Annotated in this window: 20 protein-coding genes; 7 read left to right on the forward strand and 13 right to left on the reverse strand. The window is 71.8% G+C overall.

What is annotated here, in order from left to right:
* Positions 1–33 precede the first annotated feature (33 nt).
* On the forward strand, positions 34–555 hold the full coding sequence (locus ACFWY5_RS39870) for a GNAT family N-acetyltransferase (RefSeq protein ID WP_379616749.1): 522 nt from the start codon (positions 34–36) through the stop codon (positions 553–555).
* Here ACFWY5_RS39870 and ACFWY5_RS39875 read toward each other — a convergent pair.
* The gene (locus ACFWY5_RS39875) at positions 524–1396 is read right to left on the reverse strand and encodes an NAD(P)H-binding protein (protein ID WP_379637908.1); all 873 of its coding nucleotides are present in this window, start codon (positions 1394–1396) and stop codon (positions 524–526) included. The genes ACFWY5_RS39870 and ACFWY5_RS39875 overlap by 32 nt on opposite strands.
* A gap of 71 nt (positions 1397–1467) precedes the next feature.
* On the opposite strand from ACFWY5_RS39875, the gene ACFWY5_RS39880 reads away from it, so the two are divergent.
* Positions 1468–2055 carry a TetR/AcrR family transcriptional regulator gene (locus ACFWY5_RS39880; RefSeq protein WP_379616756.1) on the forward strand — a complete coding sequence of 196 codons (588 nt, stop codon included), beginning with the start codon at positions 1468–1470 and terminating at the stop codon, positions 2053–2055.
* Positions 2056–2099: 44 nt separating this feature from the next.
* Here ACFWY5_RS39880 and ACFWY5_RS39885 read toward each other — a convergent pair whose 3' ends face one another.
* The 5 genes from ACFWY5_RS39885 to ACFWY5_RS39905 are packed head-to-tail and all read right to left on the reverse strand — an operon-like array spanning position 2100 to position 7530.
* Positions 2100–3152 carry an LLM class flavin-dependent oxidoreductase gene (locus ACFWY5_RS39885; protein ID WP_379616758.1) on the reverse strand — a complete coding sequence of 351 codons (1053 nt, stop codon included), beginning with the start codon at positions 3150–3152 and terminating at the stop codon, positions 2100–2102.
* The gene (locus ACFWY5_RS39890) at positions 3149–4612 is read right to left on the reverse strand and encodes an APC family permease (protein ID WP_379637909.1); all 1464 of its coding nucleotides are present in this window, start codon (positions 4610–4612) and stop codon (positions 3149–3151) included. Before ACFWY5_RS39890 ends, ACFWY5_RS39885 begins: the two co-directional genes overlap by 4 nt.
* The gene (locus ACFWY5_RS39895; RefSeq protein WP_379616762.1) at positions 4596–4850 is read right to left on the reverse strand and encodes a hypothetical protein; all 255 of its coding nucleotides are present in this window, start codon (positions 4848–4850) and stop codon (positions 4596–4598) included. The genes ACFWY5_RS39890 and ACFWY5_RS39895 overlap by 17 nt, the downstream gene beginning before the upstream one ends.
* Positions 4847–6349: an FAD-binding oxidoreductase gene (locus ACFWY5_RS39900; RefSeq protein WP_379616764.1), complete on the reverse strand. Its 1503-nt coding sequence runs from the start codon at positions 6347–6349 to the stop codon at positions 4847–4849. Before ACFWY5_RS39900 ends, ACFWY5_RS39895 begins: the two co-directional genes overlap by 4 nt.
* Positions 6346–7530 (reverse strand): (Fe-S)-binding protein, encoded by a 1185-nt coding sequence (locus tag ACFWY5_RS39905; protein ID WP_379637910.1) that lies wholly within the window; start codon positions 7528–7530, stop codon positions 6346–6348. Before ACFWY5_RS39905 ends, ACFWY5_RS39900 begins: the two co-directional genes overlap by 4 nt.
* A 75-nt stretch (positions 7531–7605) precedes the next feature.
* Between ACFWY5_RS39905 and ACFWY5_RS39910 the strand changes: the two genes are divergently transcribed.
* Positions 7606–8373 carry an FCD domain-containing protein gene (locus ACFWY5_RS39910; protein WP_312896444.1) on the forward strand — a complete coding sequence of 256 codons (768 nt, stop codon included), beginning with the start codon at positions 7606–7608 and terminating at the stop codon, positions 8371–8373.
* The gene (locus ACFWY5_RS39915) at positions 8354–9034 is read left to right on the forward strand and encodes a cache domain-containing protein (RefSeq protein WP_379616768.1); all 681 of its coding nucleotides are present in this window, start codon (positions 8354–8356) and stop codon (positions 9032–9034) included. Before ACFWY5_RS39910 ends, ACFWY5_RS39915 begins: the two co-directional genes overlap by 20 nt.
* 14 nt (positions 9035–9048) lie before the next feature.
* On the opposite strand, the gene ACFWY5_RS39920 is transcribed toward ACFWY5_RS39915, so the two are convergent.
* Complete coding sequence (locus ACFWY5_RS39920; protein WP_379637911.1) at positions 9049–11016, reverse strand: family 20 glycosylhydrolase; 1968 nt, start codon at positions 11014–11016, stop codon at positions 9049–9051.
* Positions 11017–11079: 63 nt separating this feature from the next.
* Complete coding sequence (locus ACFWY5_RS39925) at positions 11080–11802, reverse strand: carbon-nitrogen hydrolase family protein (protein ID WP_379637912.1); 723 nt, start codon at positions 11800–11802, stop codon at positions 11080–11082.
* Between the two features lie 64 nt (positions 11803–11866).
* Between ACFWY5_RS39925 and ACFWY5_RS39930 the strand changes: the two genes are divergently transcribed.
* Positions 11867–12472 (forward strand): nitroreductase family protein, encoded by a 606-nt coding sequence (locus tag ACFWY5_RS39930; protein ID WP_379637913.1) that lies wholly within the window; start codon positions 11867–11869, stop codon positions 12470–12472.
* A 50-nt stretch (positions 12473–12522) separates the two neighbouring features.
* Here ACFWY5_RS39930 and ACFWY5_RS39935 read toward each other — a convergent pair whose 3' ends face one another.
* The 4 genes from ACFWY5_RS39935 to ACFWY5_RS39950 all read right to left on the reverse strand — a co-directional run bounded on the left by ACFWY5_RS39935 (position 12523) and on the right by ACFWY5_RS39950 (position 17678).
* Positions 12523–12870, reverse strand: coding sequence for a spore germination protein GerW family protein (locus tag ACFWY5_RS39935; protein ID WP_379637914.1), 348 nt, complete (start codon positions 12868–12870; stop codon positions 12523–12525).
* A gap of 27 nt (positions 12871–12897) precedes the next feature.
* Entirely contained in the window at positions 12898–14250 is a 1353-nt protein-coding gene (gene zwf, locus ACFWY5_RS39940) for a glucose-6-phosphate dehydrogenase (protein ID WP_379637915.1), read from the reverse strand.
* A 1-nt stretch (position 14251) separates the two neighbouring features.
* On the reverse strand, positions 14252–15886 hold the full coding sequence (gene pgi, locus ACFWY5_RS39945) for a glucose-6-phosphate isomerase (RefSeq protein WP_379637917.1): 1635 nt from the start codon (positions 15884–15886) through the stop codon (positions 14252–14254).
* A 97-nt stretch (positions 15887–15983) separates the two neighbouring features.
* Positions 15984–17678 (reverse strand): IlvD/Edd family dehydratase, encoded by a 1695-nt coding sequence (locus ACFWY5_RS39950; protein ID WP_379637918.1) that lies wholly within the window; start codon positions 17676–17678, stop codon positions 15984–15986.
* Between the two features lie 67 nt (positions 17679–17745).
* Here ACFWY5_RS39950 and ACFWY5_RS39955 point away from each other — a divergent pair, with 67 nt between their 5' ends.
* Complete coding sequence (locus ACFWY5_RS39955) at positions 17746–18045, forward strand: SH3 domain-containing protein (RefSeq protein ID WP_379616784.1); 300 nt, start codon at positions 17746–17748, stop codon at positions 18043–18045.
* Here the strand turns inward: ACFWY5_RS39955 and ACFWY5_RS39960 are convergent.
* Positions 18042–19199, reverse strand: a complete 1158-nt coding sequence (locus ACFWY5_RS39960) for a thiolase family protein (protein ID WP_379637919.1) — start codon at positions 19197–19199, stop codon at positions 18042–18044. The genes ACFWY5_RS39955 and ACFWY5_RS39960 overlap by 4 nt on opposite strands.
* An 86-nt stretch (positions 19200–19285) precedes the next feature.
* Here ACFWY5_RS39960 and ACFWY5_RS39965 point away from each other — a divergent pair, with 86 nt between their 5' ends.
* Complete coding sequence (locus tag ACFWY5_RS39965; protein WP_379616788.1) at positions 19286–19735, forward strand: winged helix-turn-helix transcriptional regulator; 450 nt, start codon at positions 19286–19288, stop codon at positions 19733–19735.
* The last annotated feature ends 18 nt before the right edge of the window (positions 19736–19753 follow it).

The raw sequence follows: 19753 nt of genomic DNA on the forward strand, positions 1-19753 counted from the left end.
ACGCCTGTCCGCCCTTCTGCTAGGAATGCGCACGTGCTTACCGGAGACCGCGTGCGCATGCGCGCCATCGAACCGTCGGATGCCGTCTTCCTGCTGCGCTGGCACACCGATCCCGAGGTGATGCGCTGGCTGGAGGACCCGTACCCGCCCTCGCTGGCCGCGCTGACCCGGCAGCTCGAGGAGCGCAAGCCCGACTCCTACGAGAGCCTCACCCTGATGATCGACGACCTGGACGGGCGGACGATCGGCATCTGCGCGCTGCGCGGCGCCGAACCCGAGACCGGCAACGCCACCCTGGACATCTACCTGGGCGAGAAGGACACCTGGGGGCAGGGCTACGCGACCGACGCGATGCGGGTGATCTGCCGCTACGGCTTCCAGAAGATGCGCCTGCACCGGATCGGCCTGACCGTCGTCGCCGAGAACGCCGCGGCCCGGCGCGTCTACGAGAAGGTGGGCTTCGTCGAAGAGGGCTGCCAGCGCGAGTCGTTCCGGCGCGACGGACAGTGGCACGACCAGATCGTCATGGGGCTGCTGGAGGGCGAACTGCGCTGAGCCCGAACGCGGCGGCGTTCTGCCGGGCCCAGGTGGCGAAGGAGCGCGGCGCCCGGCCGAGCACCCGTTCGACGTCCGGGCTGATCTTCTGCTCCTCGGCCGTCGGCTCGCCGAGGATGTCCAGCGTGCCGTCGGCCACCGCCTCGGGCATGTACGCGAGCATGCGGGCCCTGGCCTCGGCGCGGGTCAGCTCGGTGAAGGCCAGTTCCTCGCCCAGCGCGTCGCCCAGGGCCGCGGCCATCTGACGGGGCGTGATCAGCTCCGGCCCGGTCAGCACGTACGTTCGTCCGTCGTGGGCCGTGTCCCGCAGCGCGGCGGCTCCCACCTCGGCGATGTCGTCCGGATGGACGACCGGCAGCGGCACGTCGGCGAACGGCGCGAAGACCTCCCGCCGCGCGCGCACCGTCTCGGCCCAGGCGTAGGCGTTGGAGGCGAAGCCGCCGGGCCTGATCACCGTCCAGCCGAGGCCGCCGGCCTTGGCCTGGTCCTCGAAGTGCCGCACCCGCAGGCCGTGGCCGGGTGACTCGGGCCGGGTGGCGGCCGACTGCGAGGTCAGGACCACGAGCCGGCGGACGCCCGCCGCCTTGACCGCCGCCATCACCGCGGCGTCGGTCTCCGGCGCCAGCACCGGCGGCACCATGAGGAACGCCGCCCGCGCGCCCCGTAGCGCCGGGCCGAGCGTGGCCGGGTCGGTCAGGTCGGCGGCGACCGTGCGGACGCCCTGGGGCGCGTCGGCGGCGGTGATCCGGCGGGCGACGGCGGTGACCTGCTCGCCCGCCTCGTGCAGCGTGCGCACCAGCGCGCGGCCGACGTTCCCGGTGGCTCCCGTGACAACGAACATGAGGTTCTCCAGTTAGTTAGTTGGCTGACTGAAAAGAACCGTAGCACAGGTTCGCCGCTATAGTGAGTCAGGTGACTGACTCGAAGGGTTCCACGCGGGTGCGGGCGGCCGGCGCCAAGCGGCAGCGGCTCATGAGCGCCGCCGCCGAGGTCGTTCACCGGCAGGGCGCCGAGCGGACCACGATCGCCGACATCGCCCGCGCCGCCGACGTCCCCGTGGGCAACGTGTACTACTACTTCAAGACCAAGGACGAACTCGTCGCCGCCGCGCTGTCGGAGCACGCCAGACGGCTGGGCGAGCTCACCGGCCGCCTGGACGAGCTGCCCGATCCGCGGGCCCGGCTCAAGGGGCTGGTCGAGGCCTGGGTGAGCCAGCGCGAACTCGCCGCCCGCTACGGCTGCCCCACCGGCACCCTCGCCGCCGAACTCGACAAGCGCGCCGAAGGCGGGCTCGACGCCGAGGCGGGGCGGGTGATCCGGCTGCTGCTCGACTGGGCCGAACGCCAGTTCCGCGAGCTCGGCCTGCCCGGCCCTGACGGCCTCGCCCTCACGCTCGTCGGCGCCTACCAGGGCATGTCGCTCCTGGCCAACGCCCTGCGCGAACCCGGCGTCATGGACCGCGAGGGCGCGCGCCTGCTGGCCTGGCTGGACTCCTTGTAGGCCCCGCCGTACCCTGCCCTCCACGGTACGGCGGGGCGGCGCCCTCAGCCCGCGAAGGCGGGCATGATCCGGTCGTGGATCAGCCGGAGCTGGGTGTCCACGTCGGCCACGTCCGGCAGGTCGCGGCCCATGAACTGCTTGACCAGCGTCGCGTCGGTCACCGCCAGGATCATGTGGTTGACCCCCGCCGGCTCGATCTCTCGCTTGATCTTGGCCACGCACTCCTCGGGCGTGCCGGCGATGGACAGGCGCTCGCCGATCTCCGGGGTGGTGAGCTCGATGGCGCGGGCCAGGTCCCCGGCGCCGAGCGCCTCCACCACGGGCTTCATCGCGTTGGGGTTGACGCCGTTGCGCTCCAGTTGCTCGGCGGGCATCGAGGAGGCGTACAGGCCGACCATGCTGCGGGCGGCCTCCTTGGCGACGGCCGAGTCCGGGCCGGTGGCGAAGACGACCCAGGCGCCGATGTCCAGCGTGGACGGGTCCTTGCCCGCCTTCGCCGCGCCGGCGCCGAACTGCTCGACCAGGTAGTCGTAGGCCTCGCGGGTGTAGCTGAGGGCGTGGTGGACGCCGTCGGACAGTTCGCCGGCCGCCTGGAAGGAGCGCGGGCCGCGCATGGCGCCGAACTTGACCGGCACCCGCTCCTGCACCGGCCGGGCGAAGGTGAACAGGCCGTTGTAGGTGAAGAACTCGCCCTGGTGGGTGATGGCGCCGGTGTCGAGCAGGGTGCGGACCACGTGGGCCGCCTCCTTGACCCGCGACAGGGGCTTGGAGACGGTCCAGTCGATGCCGTACTGGGCGAGGAGCCCGAAGTTGCCGCAGCTCAGCACCACTTCGGCGCGCCCGCCGCTGAGCTCGTCGAGCGTGGCGGCGGCCTGGGCGATGAGGGACGGCTCGCGTAGCACGACCGAGGAGACGCTCGGGCCGAACCGGATGCGCGAGGTCTGGAGCGAGGCGGCGGCGAACAGCAGCCACAGGTCCTTGTGCCAGGTCTCGTCGGCCGCGTAGCAGGCGTGGAAGCCCAGGTCGTCGGCGAGCTTGATCGAACGCAGGGAGTCGGTCAGCGGGTAGTCGGGGAGCATCACGTAGCTGAACTTCATGGGGAACCTGCCTTCTGGGGGATGGCGTCGCCGGCGGGGGCGGCGCCGTGCTCGTACGGCCGGGCGGCCACCAGATAGACCAGCCCGGCGGCGACGACCGCCACGCCGGACAGCAGCACGAGGTAGTCGTCGTACCAGGGCGCGTCGGGTGTGCGTGGCCAGACCATGTTGAGGATGGCCAGCACGCCGTACACCAGGGCCGCGATGTTGACCGCGAGCCCGGCGGCGCCCAGCGTGAAGGGCCCGGACGGACGCCAGCCGCGCAGCCGCGCCCGCAGCGCGGCGAGGACGACCATCTGGAAGCCCAGGTAGATGCCGAGGACCGCGAACGAAATGATCTTCACCAGCGCGTCCGCGGAGATGACGGAGCCGAGCACCACGAGCGCAGGCACGACGGCCGCCACCAGCAGCGCGTAGGGCGGGATGTGGCGCACGGGGGAGAAGCGCTTGAAGATCCGGCTGCCGGCGATCATGTCGTCGCGGGCGTAGGAGTAGAGCAGGCGGCCGGCGGCGGCCTGCAGGCTGAGCGCGCACGACAGGAACGACAGCAGCACCACGCCGAGCACCACCCGCAGCCCGCCCTCGCCGAACGCGGCGGTGAGCACGCCGGTCACCGGGTCGGTGCTCGTGCCGCCGATCACCGCGGCGAAGTCCGGCACGGCCAGCAGCAGCGCCAGGCAGACGAAGGTGGCCGCGGCGCCGCCGACGTAGATGGTCATGCGCATGGCCTTGGGGATGCGCCGGGTGGGGTCGGGCACCTCCTCCGCGACGTCGCCGCACGCCTCGAACCCGTAGTACTGGAAGATCCCGATCAGCCCGGCCGCCAGGAAGGCGGTGAAGTATCCGGACCCGCTGCCCGCGCCGAACGTGTCGAACAGCACCCCCAGCCCGTGATGGCGCTGCGTCAGCAGCAGCCAGCCGCCCACGGCCAGCGCCCCGGCCAGCTCCGCCGCGAATCCGACGATGGCCGCGACCGCCAGCGCCCGCGTCCCGGCCAGGTTGATCGCCAGCGCCACCCCGATGATCACGACCGCGCCCAGGATCGTGTTCCAGGTGCTCACCCCGATGCCGAGGAAGGCCGACAGGTACGGCCCCGCCCCGTAGGCCACGCTGGCGATCGTCACCAGGAGCGCCACGAGGTAGACCCACCCGGTCATCCACGCCCACCGCCGTCCCCACAGCCGTCGTGCCCACGGGTAGATGCCGCCGGTCAGCGGGTACTGCGAGACGATCTCCCCGAAGACCAGCGCCACGAGGAACTGCCCGGCGCCCACGAGCACCAGGCTCCAGATCATCGGCGGCCCGCCCGCCGCCAGCGAGGTGGCGAAGAGCGTGTAGATCCCGACGACGGGGGAGAGATAGGTGAACCCGAGCGAGAAGTTCGCCCACAGGCTCATCTCCCTGCGGAACTCCGAGGTGTAGCCGAGGTCGGCCAGGCGCCGGTCATCCGTCGAGCTCATGGAGCAGCTCCTCGCCCGAGACCACCGTGTGCGCGAAGTGGCGGTGCATCCAGGCCAGGTGGCCGGCCCGGGAGTGGACCAGCCGCAGGGTGTCCCAGTTGGGGAACTCCTGCTGGAGGACGTGCTCGGTCATCAGCTCCGGCGCGACCTCGTAGACGTGCTCGAACCGGGTGATCGCCACCTCGGTCACAGGTACGGCAGGCGGTGGCGACATTTCATCCGACCGGCGATATTTCATGATGGTGCTCCGTATGCCTGGTCGAGCAGGTACTTGCCTGGGTTCATGATGTTGTTGGGGTCCAGCGCCCGCTTGATCTGGAGCATCACCTCGAAGCCGCCGCCGAGCTCCTGCGGCACCAGGTCCACCTCGCCCTCGCGGCACGAGCCGTGGCAGGCGCTGATCGACCCGCCGTGGGCCAGGGCCACCGCCGCCAGGTCCCGCTTGGCGCGTACCCAGGCCGCCCACGCCCGGTCGTCCAGGCGCTGCTCCCAGATGCCGATGTCGATCTCGGTCAGGTAGTCGGCGCCGGTCGCGCCGTTGGTGTAGGCGAACATGCCCCAGTCGTCGAAGACGTCGCTCTCGCGGCGCAGCCGGTCGGCGATCTCGTGCCAGGCCAGGCGGACCGAGGGGAGGTTGGTGTAGTTGATCGAGGCGTCCTCGCAGTGCCAGCTCATCGGCGCCACCTGGCCGGACTTCGTGCGCCCGTGCAGCGGGGTGGCGTAGCGGTCGTGGCGGGCCGCCCAGTCGCCCTGGGAGATCTCGTCGCCCAGGTAGCGGGCGCCGGCGTCGCGGGCGATGCGCATGAGCCGCCTGCCGCCCGCCTCGACCTCGTCGGCGTAGCCGTACAGGGCGGCGCAGACCAGGGCCTTCACCGACGACGGCTGCGGGATGTAGGCCTCGTCGTCGCGGCGCAGGTAGGCGACCTTCCACTCGTCGAACAGCACCGCCCCGGCGAACGTGGCCACCCCCGCGCGGGCCAGCAGGCCGACGCAGCGGTAGGCGTCGGCGTAGTCCGCGAAGGCCCAGAAGGGGGAGAACTCGGCCTCCGGCTTGGGGAAGAGCTTGAGCGTGGCCTCGGTGGCGATGCCGAGTGTGCCCTGATGGCCCATGAAAAGGTGTTTGAGCTGGTAGCCGCTCGACGACTTCGTGATTTTCCGGCCTATGCCATCCCCTACGTGGATGACCTGCCCGCTCGGCAGCACGTGGTCGAAGCTCAGGACCAGGTCGCGCGTGTGCCCGTAGCGGGAGCCGATGAGCGACCAGCCGCTCGTGCCGATCCGGCCGCCGACCAGCGAGCACGGGTAGGAGGCCGGATCGTCCGGATAGATCAGATCGTGTACGGCCAGCCGTTCGTTGAGCTTGAGGGCGTTGATGCCGGTGCCGACCGTGCAGGTGCGGTTGTCCAGATCAAGATCCTTGATGTGGTTGATCCGCTTCACGTCCACGAGAATGCCGCCCCGCAGCGGCACCGCCCCGTCGGTCAGCCCGGTGCCGCCGTCGCGCGGCACCACCGGGATCCGCAGGCGGTTGGCCAGCTTGAGCACCTCGGCCACCTCCTCGGTGCTGCCGGGCAGGACGACCAGGTCGGGCAGCCGCTCCGCCCAGCGGTGCACGGGGAACGGCGCGGGCACGCGGGCCCGATTCAGCCGGTCGGCCCTGCCGGTGAGCACCTGCCCGTCGCCGAGGATCTGGCGCAGCTCGCCGAGCACGGGGTCGCTGAGCGCGGTGACGGTCACGGCGCCACCCCCAGGGAGAGCGCCAGCAGCTCGAACAGGTCCACCACGTCGATCGAGCGGGCCCTGCCCGCCTCCGACAGCGGCCGCTCCGACCACGGGCAGGCGCTCACCAGCGTGTCCACCCCCAGCTCGGCGGCCCTGTCGATGCGGCTCGCGCTGATCCGCGCGGTCAGCTCCGGCTTCTCGATCGGCAGCCCGCCGCCCCCGCCCGAGCAGTACGACCACTGGGTGACCCGGTCCACGTCGGTGAAGGTCAGCCCGGGGATCGCGCGCAGCAGTTCGCGCGGCTCCCGCCAGACACCCTTGCGCTTGTTGAGGCGGCAGGGGTCGTGGTAGGTGACGCTGCGCTCGACGGGGACGTGCGGCGTGAGCCGTCCCTCCCGGACCAGTTCCGCGAGCAGCTCCACGACCAGCACGATCTCGATGTCGTAGTCGTCGCCGAAGTACTTGGGGTAGTCCTCGGTGAAGGTGATGTAGTCGTGCGGGTCGAGCACCAGCACCCGCCGCACGCCCGAGGCCCGCCAGTCGTCGAGGTTGTGCCGGGCGAAGCGCCTGGCCTGCTCCTCGTAGCCCATCTCGGCGGCCGGTCCGCCGCAGCACCACTGCTCGTTCATCAGCCCGAACTTGTATCCGGCCAGGTTGAGCATGCGGGCCACGGCGCGCGGCACGCTCGTGCGGTGGAAGGCGGCCTCGCAGTCGACGAACAGGATCGTCTCCCCGCCGATGGCCAGCTCCAGGCCCTCGGCCCAGTCGCGCACGCGCTCCTGCCCGGCGGCCTCGGTGACGGGCTCGTGGGAGCGCTGGTCGGTCTCGGTGTTCCAGCGCCGCCAGGCGTCCTGGTGGACGTCCTGCGAGACGGCCAGCGCCCGCGCCGCCTTGACCAGGTCGACGGTCCGGGTGCGGAAGCGGTAGAAGTCGCCGGTGAACAGGGAGTTGGGGCAGCGCAGCTCGCAGGCTCCGCAGCCGGTGCAGTTGACGTAGTCCGCCGCCACCTCGGAGATCTCCAGCTCGCCCTTCTCCATCGCGACCACGTTGGCGTGGAAGGCGGTGGGGCTCCAGGACTCGTTCCGCGTGACCTGCATGACCGGGCAGACCTCGCGGCAGAACTTGTGGCCGGAGGAGAAGCAGTTGTAGGCGGCGTCGCGCCACTCCTCGGCGAACCTTTTATCGGCGTCGGGCACGGGGGGCCTCCCAACGTTTCAGGGTTGCGCTTAAAACTATGAGTTCATATTTCAAAAGGCAATATGCTGGTGCCCGTGACCCAGCTGCCGGTGTCGGCCGTCTTCGCCCCGCTCGACGACGGATCGGGCCGCGTGGAGGTCGTCGTGCGCCGCCTGGCCGAGGCCATCGCCCTCGGCCTCGTCGCCGACGGCGACCAGCTCCCCTCGGAGCTGGAGCTGGCCGGAGCGCTCAACGTCTCCACCGTCACCCTGCGCGCCGCCCTGGCCGCCCTGCGCGAGCGCGGACTGGTCGAGACGCGGCGGGGCAGGGGCGGCGGCACGTTCGTCCGCGGCCCCGCCGACCCGTCCGCCGCCCGCCTGCGCCAGCGCCTGCGCGAGCTGAGCAGCTCCGAACTCCGCGAGATCGGCGACTACCGCGCCGCCATCGCCGGAACCGCCGCCCGCCTGGCCGCGCTGCGCGCCTCGGGGGAGAACGTCCAGCGCCTGCGCCAGGTCGTCGCCAAGCTGGAGAAGGCCACCACGATGGGTGAGCGCCGCCGCGCCGACGGCCGCTTCCACATCGAACTCGCCGCCGCCGCCCAGTCCGTCCGGCTCACCCGCGCCGAGATCGACATCCAGGCCGAGGCGGGCGAACTGCTCTGGCTCCCGTACGGCGAGGCCGTCGACCCCGCCGAGGTCGTGCACAGCCACACCGCGGTCATCGACGCCGTGGCCGCCCGCGACGCAGAGAGCGCCAGACGCCTCACCGAAGCGCACATCGACAAGGGCGTCCAGCGTCTGATGGAGTTCCATTGGCGGCTCGTCGCGACAGCGGGAGGTGACGATGGAGGATCCACGCGTTGACCGGGTGGCCGACCGGGTTCACACGATCATCGAAGACATCTTCAGCTCCCTTGAGGAGATCAGGACGGCCGCCGTCGCCTGCTACCGGCCGGAGCTGTCCACCTCCGACCTGGTGGCGATCCGGCCGCAGATCTTCGGCTGCCTGCGCCGTTCGCCGGACGTGCTGGCCGGAGCCGGGCTCATCCTGGCCCCCGGCGTGCTGGCCGACCGGCCGCGCTGGCTGGAGTGGTGGCAGGCGCCCGACCCGACCTTCCTCGACGTCGACCTCAACCCCGACAGCCTCGACTTCTACGACTACACCGCCGCCGAGTGGTTCGCGGTGCCCGAGCGCACCCGCCGCCGCCACGTCGTCGGCCCGTACGTCGACTACGGCGGCACCGACACCTACATGCTCACGCTCACCACGCCCGTCGAGGTCGAGCGCCGTTTCCTCGGCGTGGTCGGCGCCGACGTGCGCGCGGCCCGCTTCGAGGAACTGCTGCTCGGCGTGCTGAGCGCCTGCTCGGCCGAGGTGGCGCTGGTCAACGCGGAGGGCCGCGTCGTGGCCGCCAACTCCCCGCGCCGCCCGTCCGGCTCGCTGCTGCCGGTGACCGGCGGCGACCCCCTGCCCAGCCTGCCCTGGCGGCTGATGTCCCTGGAGACGACCACGCACGCGGGGTAGCACACACGGGAGAGCTAGGGCGCCACTTCCAGGTAGTCGAGGTTGGGGCCGCCGTCGGGCGTGGTGGCGGTGGCCCGGATGACGTTGGAACCCGCGTTCAGGGGCAGCGTGAGCGTCTTCGTCTGCCAGGTGGTCCACGCGCCGGTGCCGGGGAAGTCGTGCACCGTGCCGGCCACGTTCATGCGGCGGTTGGCGGTGGTGCCGTTGGCGTAGCGCAGGCGGACCGTGGCCGGGCCCGTCGTGGCGGCGGTGACGGTGAACTCGACATAGCCACCCGTGGCGTTGTCGTAGTTGACGAACCCGGTGCCCGAGTATCCGGCGTGGTTGGACTCGACCACGCCACGCGAGATCACCGCGTTCTCGGCCTCATGGCGGCCCTGCGGCGGGGTCACCGCCCACGAGACCTGCGGCGAGCGGTAGAAGCCGATGCCCATGACCGCCCAGCGCGGCGCCTGCGCGCCCAGGCGGGCGCGGAAGGCGGTCCAGTTGTGCGTCGACCAGGGCGACCAGCCCAGCTCGGCGATGGCGGGCAGGCGCGGGAAGGCCATGAACTCGATGTGCTCCTCGGTGACCAGCGTCTCGGTCCACAGCGGCGCCTCGACGCCGAGCACGGCGGAGGCGGGCACGCCGCTGAGGTGGCTGCCGGGGTTCCACTCGTAGGCGGTCTTCACCTCGATGAGCGCCGCCCAGTCCTGCCCGAGCGGCGTCGAGGCGGTGTACTTCATGTCCAGGTACGCCTTGTTGGCCGGAGACATGATCACCTTGGCGCCCTTGGACACGGCGTTCGTGATCAGCGAGTCCGACGTCGTCGTCCCCCAGAACTGGGCCACCCGGCCGGGCGAGTGCCGCACCGCCGGCGCGCCGATCTGGTGCCAGCCCACGACCGCCTTGCCGCGCCCGGCCACCATCGGCTGCACCCGGTTCATGAACGTCGCGTACTGCGCGTCGGGTGTCGCGTCCGCCTCGTCACCCCCGATGTGCAGGTACGGCCCCGGCGTCAGCTCGGCCAGTTCCCTGACGACGTCGGCCACGAACGTGTAGGTGACCTCCTTCGTGGCGCACAGCGAGCTGAAGCCCACGCCCGTCCCGGTGTACAGCGGCGGCGCCACGCCGTTGCAGTTGAGCTCGGCGTAGGAGGCCAGCGCGGCGTTGGTGTGGCCGGGGACGTCGATCTCCGGCACGACCGTGATGTGGCGCTGGGCGGCGTAGGCGACGATCTCCTGGTACTGGGCCTTGGTGTAATAGCCGCCGGGCCCGCCGCCGACCTGGGTGCTGCCGCCGTACGTGGCCAGGCGCGGCCAGGAGTCGACGACGATGCGCCAGCCCTGGTCGTCGGACAGGTGCAGGTGCAGATAGTTGATCTTGTAGAGCGCGATCCTGTCGATGTGCCGCTTGACGGTGGCGACCGGGTGGAAGTGCCGGGCGACGTCGAGCATGGTGCCCCGGTAGGCGAAGCGGGGATGGTCCACGATGCGCCCGCCCGGCACCGTCCACGGCCCCGGCTGCACGCTCGCGCTCTCCACCCGGGGCGGCAGGAGCTGGCGCAGCGTCTGCACGCCGTTGAACAGTCCCGCCGCCGTCCGCGCCCGGATCGTGACGCCGCTCGTGGCGACGTCGAGCTGGTAGCCCTGGTCGCCGACGCTCGGGTCAGCGCCGGACAGCAGCAGCGACACGCTGCCCTGGCCGCCGCTGCGCAGCGGCAGCGCGTACCCCGTAGAAGGGCGCAGCAGCCCCGCGAGGTAGCCGCCCACGCCCGCGTCGTCGCTGGCGATCGTCGCGTCCGCGGCCAGCGTATACGGCGTGGCCGCCGCCTGAACCGACACCGGCGCCGGGATCACGTCCCCGACCGCCTGGGCCGCGCCGGCCGAGGCGACCAGGCCGCCCGCGCCGGCGGCCCCGGTGGGCAACGTCCCCAGCGCGGCCAGCAGCACCCCCGCCAGCAGGGTGCGAGTGGCGAGCGTGCCGATCCTGGAACGGCCCATGGCGGTCCTCCGCGGATGCTCCCGGTTAATGGTTAGTAAGCTTTACTTCCCCAAGTCGTCCGGTCAAGACACGAACCCGCGCCCCGCCCGGTCGGCCCGCAGCGCGTCCAGCCGGTCGAAGTCCATGACCCGCACACCGGCGCCCCGGACGTAGTACTCCGCCGGCCGCGCCGGATACGGGTCGGCGAACCCCGTCACCCCCGCGCACGGCGCCCCGTGGTAGCTGGCGCCGTGCTGCCAGTCGCTCACCGCCACGTACGTCATGAACTCGTACGCCCTGGCCACGCTCATGTGCTGCCACAGCGCCCGCGAGGGATCAGGCGAGTCCCACTGCGTCACCGAGAAGGCCGGCACCAGCACCGCGTCCACCGGCGCGGCCAGCCGGGCCGAGTACCACAGGTCCGCGCACACCAGCACCCGCACCCGCCGCCCCGCCAGCTCGAACGTCTGCGACGGCCGCCCCGGCAGCACCCCCGCCCGATGCTCGACCCCGTAGGGATGCGCCTTCTCGTACTCGGCCACGACCCGCCCGGCCGGATCGGCCACCACGCCCCGGTTGACGCTCCCGCCGTCGACCGCGTCGTAGTGCGACCCGCCCACCACGTACGCCCCCGCCCGCCGCGCCAGCCCGGACACCCGCTCCAGATACTCCGCCCTCGGTAACCGCGACCCGGCCAGCTCCGGCAGCAGAACCAGATCGCTCTCCTCCAGCAGCTCGTCCGCGGCGTCGAAGTTGTCGTGCCCGTCGGGCGACCAGGCGGCGGGGGCGATCGTCAAGACCTTCACCCCGTCATCGTCGCAGCCGCCCACGCCACGGGTGCCGCGGGGCCGGGTCTGGGAAGCTGGGCGCATGACGGAATTTCAGGAAGTGGTACGGCGCCGGCGCATGGTCCGCAATTATGACCCCGACCGCCCCGTTCCGGCCGAGATCCGCGAGCGCATCCTCGGCAACGCGCTGCACGCGCCCTCCGCAGGGTTCAGCCAGGGCTGGGCGTTCCTGGTGCTGGAGGAGCCGCAGGACATCGAGCGGTTCTGGAAGGTGTCCGGCGACGAGGCCGACGACTGGGGCAAAGGGCTGCGCCGCGCCCCGCTCCTGATCATCCCGCTCTCGCACAAGCAGGCCTACCTCGACCGCTACGCCGCCCCCGACAAGGGCTGGACGGACAAGGACGAGAGCCGCTGGCCGGTGCCGTACTGGGACATCGACACCGGCATGGCCTCCCTGCTCATGCTCCTCACCGCGGTGGACGAGGGGCTCGGCGCGTGCTTCTTCGGGGTCCCGCCGGGTGAGCGGACGGCGCTGCTGAAGGAGTCGTTCGGCGTGCCCGGCCCCTACACCCCGATCGGCGTGATCAGCGTGGGCTACCGGGCGCAGGACAAGGCCTCGCCGTCCCTGAAGCGCGGCCGCAAGCCCACCGGCGAGGTGGTGCACCGCGGCGCCTGGGGCCGCCACTGACGTCCGATGCGCCTTCCCCGGACAGGCGCCTGGGGAAGGCGCGGGAGATCTCAGCGCTTACGGCGGCGCTTCACGATGGCCCGGATGGTCAGCAGCAGCACGACCGCCACGATCTGGCCGCCGAGCACGATGCGGTTGACGTCGACGACCGGCTGCCAGCGCACCTCGCCGTCCTTGATCACGAAGACGCCCGCCGGGGCGGCCCCGAAGCCGAACCCGCCGCCGGCGCCCTGGCCGGGGTGCTCGCCGCCCTCGGAGGTGCCGGATCCGCCGCCCCCGCCCTGGCCGATCTTGGCGACGGGGATGACGGTGACGTCGCCGTGCCGGATCGGCTCGCCGAAGACCCGCTTGACGGTCGCCGCGTCCTTGGTCTTCTCCACCAGTTCCATGATGTCCATGCCTCCACACTCCCACCGCGGAGGGGGTCAGTCGAAGGTGGTGGAGATCTCGTGCCAGCGCACCATGCCGGCCGCCGCCGCGGGACCCCACGTGCCCTTCTCATACGGCAGCGGCGCCTGCGGCAGGTCGAGCACCGGCTGCACGATCCGCCACGACTCCTCGGCCAGGTCGAAGCGGACGAAGCGCCGCGGGTCACCCGACACCGCGTCGGTGAGGATGCGCTGGTAGGCGGCCTCCATGGGCCCGAGCACCTTGGTGAAGTCGACGCTCACCGGCACCTGCCGGGTGGCGTCGCGGCCCGGCTCCTTGGCCAGCAGGTCGAAGGTGACGCCCGCGTCGGGCTGCAGCCGGAACCTGATCAGGTTGGGCTTGACCTCGCCGTGGAACAGCGTGACCGGCGGCATCCGCAGCTCGGCGACGATCTCCAGGTCGGTGGTGGGCAACGCCTTGCCGGAGCGGATGTAGAAGGGCACGCCGGCCCAGCGCCAGTTGTCGATGGCGGCACGCATGGCCACGAACGTCTCGGTGGTGGAGCCGGGCCGCACGCCTGCGGTGCCGAGGTAGCCGGTGTACTGGCCGCGTACGACGTCGGCGGGCTGGATGTCCTGCACGGCGCGCAGCACGCGCCACTTCTCGTCGATGAGCGCGCGGGCGTCCTTCGAGGGCGGCGCGTCCATCGCGAGGATGGCCAGCAGCTGCATCAGGTGGTTCTGGACGACGTCGCGGATGGTGCCGTTGGCGTCGTAGAAGGCGCCGCGGTCGGAGACGTCGAAGCTCTCGGCCATCGTGATCTGGACGTTGCGCACGTAGTTGCGATTCCAGATGGGCTCCAGCAGCATGTTGCCGAGCCGGAAGACGAGCAGGTCCTCCACCGGCTCCTTGCCGAGGAAGTGGTCGACGCGGCGCAGGTGGTCCTCGTCGAAGTACTTGAGCAGCTCGGCGTTGAGCTCGCGGGCCGAGGCCTGGTCGTGGCCGAACGGCTTCTCCACCACGAGCCGCGCGTCGCGGTGGAGCCCGACGCCGGCCAGGCCCTGCGCGACGGCGCCGAACAGCGCCGGCGGCACCGCCAGGTAGTGCACGAGGAAGCCCGCGCCGTCCACCTCGTCGCGGATGGCGGCGAACGTGGACTCCTCGCGGTAGTCGCCCGCCACCAGCCGCAGGTTGCCCGCGAACTTCTCGAAGGCCGCGTCGCTCGCCCCGCCGCAGGCCTGGCGGGCCCGCTCGCGCAGGCCCGCCAGGTCGAGGTCGGTCTTGGCGACACCGACGATGGGCAGGTCGAGCACCCCGTCGGCGGTCAGCCGGTAGAGCGCGGGCAGCAACATCTTGTAGGCCAGATCACCGGTGATCCCGAACAGGACCATCGCGCCCGCACGCGTCATGTCAAATGCGCCTTCCTCTGAGTTCCCGGTACTTCTTTACCAGCTGGGCGGTGGAAGCGTCGGGGAACGCCACAGGCGGCTCTTCCGAGGTCAGCAGGGGCTCCAGGCCGAGCGCCATCTTCTTGCCCAGCTCGACGCCCCACTGGTCGAAGGAGTCGACGCCCCAGATGACGCCCTCGACGAAGACGATGTGCTCATAGAGGGCGACGAGCTGGCCGAGGGTGTACGGGGTGAGCTTCGGCGCCAGGATCGTCGAGGTGGGCCGGTTGCCCGGCATCACCTTGTGCGGCACGACCTCGGCCGCGGTGCCCTCCGCGGCGATCTCCTCGGCGGTCTTGCCGAAGGCCAGCGAGGTGGTCTGGGCCAGGAGGTTGGCCGTGAGGATGTCGTGCATGCCCGCGGCGTCCTCGTACGGCTCGGCGAAGCCGATGAAGTCGGCGGGCACGAGCCGGGTGCCCTGGTGCAGGAGCTGGTAGAAGGCGTGCTGGCCGTTGGTGCCCGGCTCGCCCCAGAAGATCTCGCCGGTGTCGGTGGTGACCGGCGTGCCGTCGGCGCGCACGGACTTGCCGTTGGACTCCATCGTGAGCTGCTGCAGGTAGGCGGGGAAGCGGTGCAGCCGCTGGCTGTAGGGCAGCACCGCCCGGGTCTGTGCGCCGAAGAAGTCGTTGTACCAGATGCCGAGCAGCCCCATCAGCACCGGCATGTTCCGCTCGAACGGCGTGGTGCGGAAGTGCTCGTCGATCGCGTGGAAGCCGGCCAGCATCTCGCGGAAGCGCGCGGGCCCGACCGCGATCATCAGCGACAGGCCGATGGCGCCGTCGAAGGAGTAGCGGCCGCCGACCCAGTCCCAGAAGCCGAACATGTTGGCGGTGTCGATGCCGAACCCGGCCACCTTCTCCGCGTTGGTGGAGACGGCCACGAAGTGCTTTCCGACCGCGTCCTCGCCCAGTGCCGAGACCAGCCAGTCGCGCGCCACACGGGCGTTGGTCAGCGTCTCCAGCGTCGTGAACGTCTTCGAGCTGATCACGAACAGCGTCGTGGCCGGGTCCAGGCCGCGCAGGTTGCCGTGGATGTCGGCCGGGTCGATGTTGGAGACGAACCGGGCCGTGATCCCGGCGTCGGCGTAGTCCTTCAGCGCCTCGTAGGCCATCGCCGGGCCCAGGTCGGAGCCGCCGATGCCGATGTTGACCACGGTGGCGATGGGCTCGCCGGTCGCGCCGCGCCACTCCTTCGCGCGTACCCGGTCGGCGAAGGCGCTCATCTTGTCCAGGACGGCGTGCACGTCGGCCACCACGTCCTGGCCGTCGACCACCAGCTCCGCGTGCGCGGGCAGGCGCAGCGCCGTGTGCAGCACCGCCCGGTCCTCGCTCACGTTGATGTGGTCGCCGCGGAACATCGCCTCGATGCGGTCGCTCAGCCCGGCGCGCTCGGCCAGCCGTAGCAGGAGGTCGAAGGTCTCGGCGGTGGCGCGGTGCTTGGAGTAGTCGAGGTAGAGGTCGCCGGCGCGCACGCTCAGCCGCTCCGCCCGGCCCGGGTCGGCCGCGAACAGCTCGCGCAGGGTGGTGCCCGCGATCTCCTCGTGGTGCTTGGCCAGTGCCGTCCACTCCTGGCTCTGGGTGATGTCGCCGCTGTTCATGTGTCCTCCTCGGGCCGTCAAACCGATCACATCGTCCCGTAACGCCGTACCCAGCCTGACCATTTCCGCGCATGGCGCAGAAGACTCTTTGCCGTGCTCAGTGCGACTCCCTGGCCACGGACGAGCCGCTCGAACCGGTGAGGAAGTCCAGGTCGCAGCCCCGGTCGGCCTGCAGGACGTGCTCCACGTAGAGCTTCTCCCAGCCTCTGGCCGGGCGGGCGAAACCGGCCGTGACCGGCTCGCGGGCGGCCAGGGCGGCGTCGGGCACGTCCACCCGCAACGTCCTGCCCGGCACGTCGAGCACGATCGGGTCGCCGGTCCTGACCCTGGCCAGCGGCCCGCCCGCGGCGGCCTCGGGCGCGACGTGCAGGACGACGGTGCCGTAGGCGGTGCCGCTCATCCGCGCGTCGCTGATGCGCACCATGTCGCGCACCCCCTTGGCCAGCAGCTTGGCGGGCAGCGGCAGGTTGCCGACCTCCGGCATGCCCGGGTAGCCCTTGGGGCCGCAGCCGCGCAGCACCAGCACGGAGCTCTCGTCGGCGTCCACGGTGTCCAGGCGCGCGTGCAGGTCCTCGACGCTGTCGAAGACGATCGCCCGGCCGCGGTGGCGCAGCAGTTCCGGCGAGGCGGCGGCGGGCTTGATCACCGCGCCGTCCGGGGCCAGGTTGCCGCGCAGCACGGCGATGCCCGCGTCGGGCAGCAGCGGGTCGGCGCGCGGCCGGATCACGCCCGCGTCCCAGATCGGCGCGTCGCGGAGGTAGCCGGTGAGCGGGCGTCCGGTGACGGTGCGCGCCGCGGGGTCGAGAAGGTCCTCCACCTGATGGAGTACGGCCCGCAGCCCGCCCGCCCTGAACAGGTCGTCCATGAGGTGCCGCCCGGCCGGCTGCAGGTCGGCCAGCAGCGGCACCCCGGCGCCGGTCCGGTCGAAGTCGTCCAGGTCCAGTTCCACGCCGAGCCGCCCGGCGATGGCCAGCAGGTGCACGACCGCGTTGGTGGAGCCGCCGATCGCGGCCAGCGTGACGATCGCGTTGAGGAAGGAGGGGCGGGTCATGACCGCGCTGGGCCGCCGGTCCTCCCGGACCAGCTCGACCGCGAGCGCGCCGCTCGCGTGCGCGCGTTCGAGCAGGCGGCTGTCGGCCGCTGGAGTGCCCGCGGTGCCGGAGATGGTCATGCCGAGCGCCTCGGCCACGCAGGCCATCGTCGAGGCGGTGCCCATGGTGTTGCAGTGCCCGCGGCTGCGGATCATGGAGGACTCGGACTCCAGGAACGACGCGCGGGTCAGCGTGCCGGCCCGCACCTCCTCGCTGAGCCGCCACACGTCGGTGCCGCAGCCCAGCGGCATGCCCTGGAAGTGGCCGGTCAGCATCGGCCCGCCGGGCACGACCAGCGCGGGCAGGTCCACGGAGGCGGCGGCCATGAGCAGCGAGGGGATCGTCTTGTCACAGCCGCCGAGCAGCACGACGCCGTCCACGGGGTTGGCGCGCAGCATCTCCTCGGTGGCCATGGCGGCGAGGTTGCGCCAGAGCATGGCCGTCGGGCGGACGTTGGTCTCGCCGAGCGAGACGACGGGCAGGTTCAGCGGTACGCCTCCGGCCGCCCAGACGCCGGCGGCGACGCTCTTGGCCACCTCGTCGAAGTGGGCGTTGCAGGGGGTGAGGTCGGAGGCGGTGTTGGCGATGGCGATCTGGGGGCGCTCGAAGGCGTCGGCCGGGGTGCCGCGGCGCATCCAGGCGCGATGGATGTAGGAGTTTCTGTCGTCGCCTGCGTACCACTGAGCACTGCGGAGAGGCATCTCGGCAGCTTAGCGTCCTCTTGATCGGGATATATAAGACATATCCCCCCTTAAGGGGAGGTATGTGATGCGCCGGTTCATCCTGTTCGTGGCCTCGCTGGCCGCCGCCGCACCGCTGTCGTTGTTCGCCCTCACGCCCGCGTCCGCCGCCTCGCCGTGCGTGTACGAGGTGGCGCCGCCGTACCCGGCCAATCTGTGGATCAGGTCGGGGCCGGGCACGCAGTACGAGCGCGTGGGCGCGGTGGGCTACGGCGAGACCGTCGAGGGCTCCTGCGGAGGCGGCCGCGCCTGGATGCGCGTGTGGACCGGCGACTCCGAGGGCTGGGCCTACGGCCCGTACCTGGAGCCGGTCGAGTACGACTATTAGAGCGCCTCCAGGATCGTCGCGTTGGCCAGCCCGCCCGCCTCGCACATCGTCTGCAGGGCGTAGCGGGCGCCGCGCTCGCGCATGGCCCCGACCAGGGTGGTCATGATGCGGGCGCCGCTGGCACCGAGGGGATGGCCCAGCGCGATCGCGCCGCCCTTCACGTTGACCTTGGCCGGGTCGGCGCCGGTCTCCTGCTGCCAGGCCAGCACCACGCTCGCGAACGCCTCGTTGACCTCGAACAGGTCGATGTCGTCCAGGCGCAGCCCGGCCCTGCGCAGCACCTTGTCGGTGGCCGGGATGACGCCCGTGAGCATGAGCAGCGGGTCGGAGCCGGTCACGGCGAAGGAGTGCAGCCTGGCCAGCGGGCGCAGGCCCAGGCGGGCGGCGTTCTCGCTCGTGGTGACGAGCAGGGCGGCGGCGCCGTCGTTGATCGGGCTGGAGTTGCCCGCGGTGACCGACCAGTCGATCTGCGGGAAGCGCTCGGCGTAGCCGGGGTCGGCGAAGGCGGGCTTCAGCCCGGCCAGGATCTCGGGCGTGGTGGCGGGCCGTACCGACTCGTCGTGGGCGAGACCGGCGATCGGGGCGAGTTCCCCGGTGAAGTCGGCGGCGGCGGCCTTGGCGTGGGAGGCGGCGGAGAAGGCGTCCATCTGCTCGCGGCCGAGCGACCACTTGGCGGCGATCAGCTCGGCGCTGACGCCCTGGGGCACCAGGCCGCCGGGGAAACGCCCGGCCACGCCGGGCCCGAACGGGTCCTTGCCCGGCGGCACGTTCGACCACATCGGCACCCGGCTCATCGACTCCACGCCGCAGGCCACCACCAGGTCGTAGGCGCCGGCGATGACGCCCTGGGCGGCGAAGTGCACGGCCTGCTGGGACGAGCCGCACTGGCGGTCCACGGTCACCGCGGGAACCGAGTCGGGGAAACCGGCCGACAGCCACGCGTAATGGGTGGTGTTCATGGCCTGCTCGCCGACCTGGTCGACGGTCCCGCCGATCACGTCGTCGACCAGCGCGGGGTCCACTCCCGAACGCTCCACCAGGGTACGCAGCGTGTGGGCGAGCAACTCGACCGGATGGACCCCGGCCAGGGCACCGCCCGGCTTGCCCTTGCCGATGGGGGTGCGCACGGCCTGCACGATGACGGCGTCACGCATGAGCCCTCCTGCTGTTAGTTGGAAAACTGGACCTACTGTAGACCGAGTTCGTCCGGTTTTCCAACGCACTGCCGTACCCTGGGATGATGACGACGGCACGGCCCTGCACGATCGCCGACACCCTCGCGGTGGTCGGCGAGAAGTACTCCCTGCTCATCCTGCGCGAGGTCTTCTTCGGCGTGCGCCGCTTCGACGCGATGGCCCGCAACATCGGCGCGCCCCGCGACATCCTGACCGCGCGGCTCAAGCGCCTGGTCGAGGCCGGGCTGCTGGAGAAGGTCGCCTACAGCGAGCGCCCGCCGCGCTTCGAGTACCGGCCGACGGCGGCCGGGGTGGAGCTGCAGGGCGTGCTGCACCTGCTGCGCCAGTGGGGCGACCGGCACCTGCCCGGCGACCCGCCGGTCGTCTTCTCACACGCCTGCGGACAGGAGCTCGACCCGGTCGTGACCTGCCGCGGCTGCGGGGAGAGCGTGGCGCCGGGCTCGCTGACGGCCGACTTCAGGGTGCCGGGATGGGGCGCGTCCGGCGCGCGCTGACGCCGCCGGAACGGGCTG

Origin of the sequence: Nonomuraea sp. NPDC059007, from assembly GCF_042740555.1 — a bacterium.
Taxonomy (GTDB): domain Bacteria; phylum Actinomycetota; class Actinomycetes; order Streptosporangiales; family Streptosporangiaceae; genus Nonomuraea.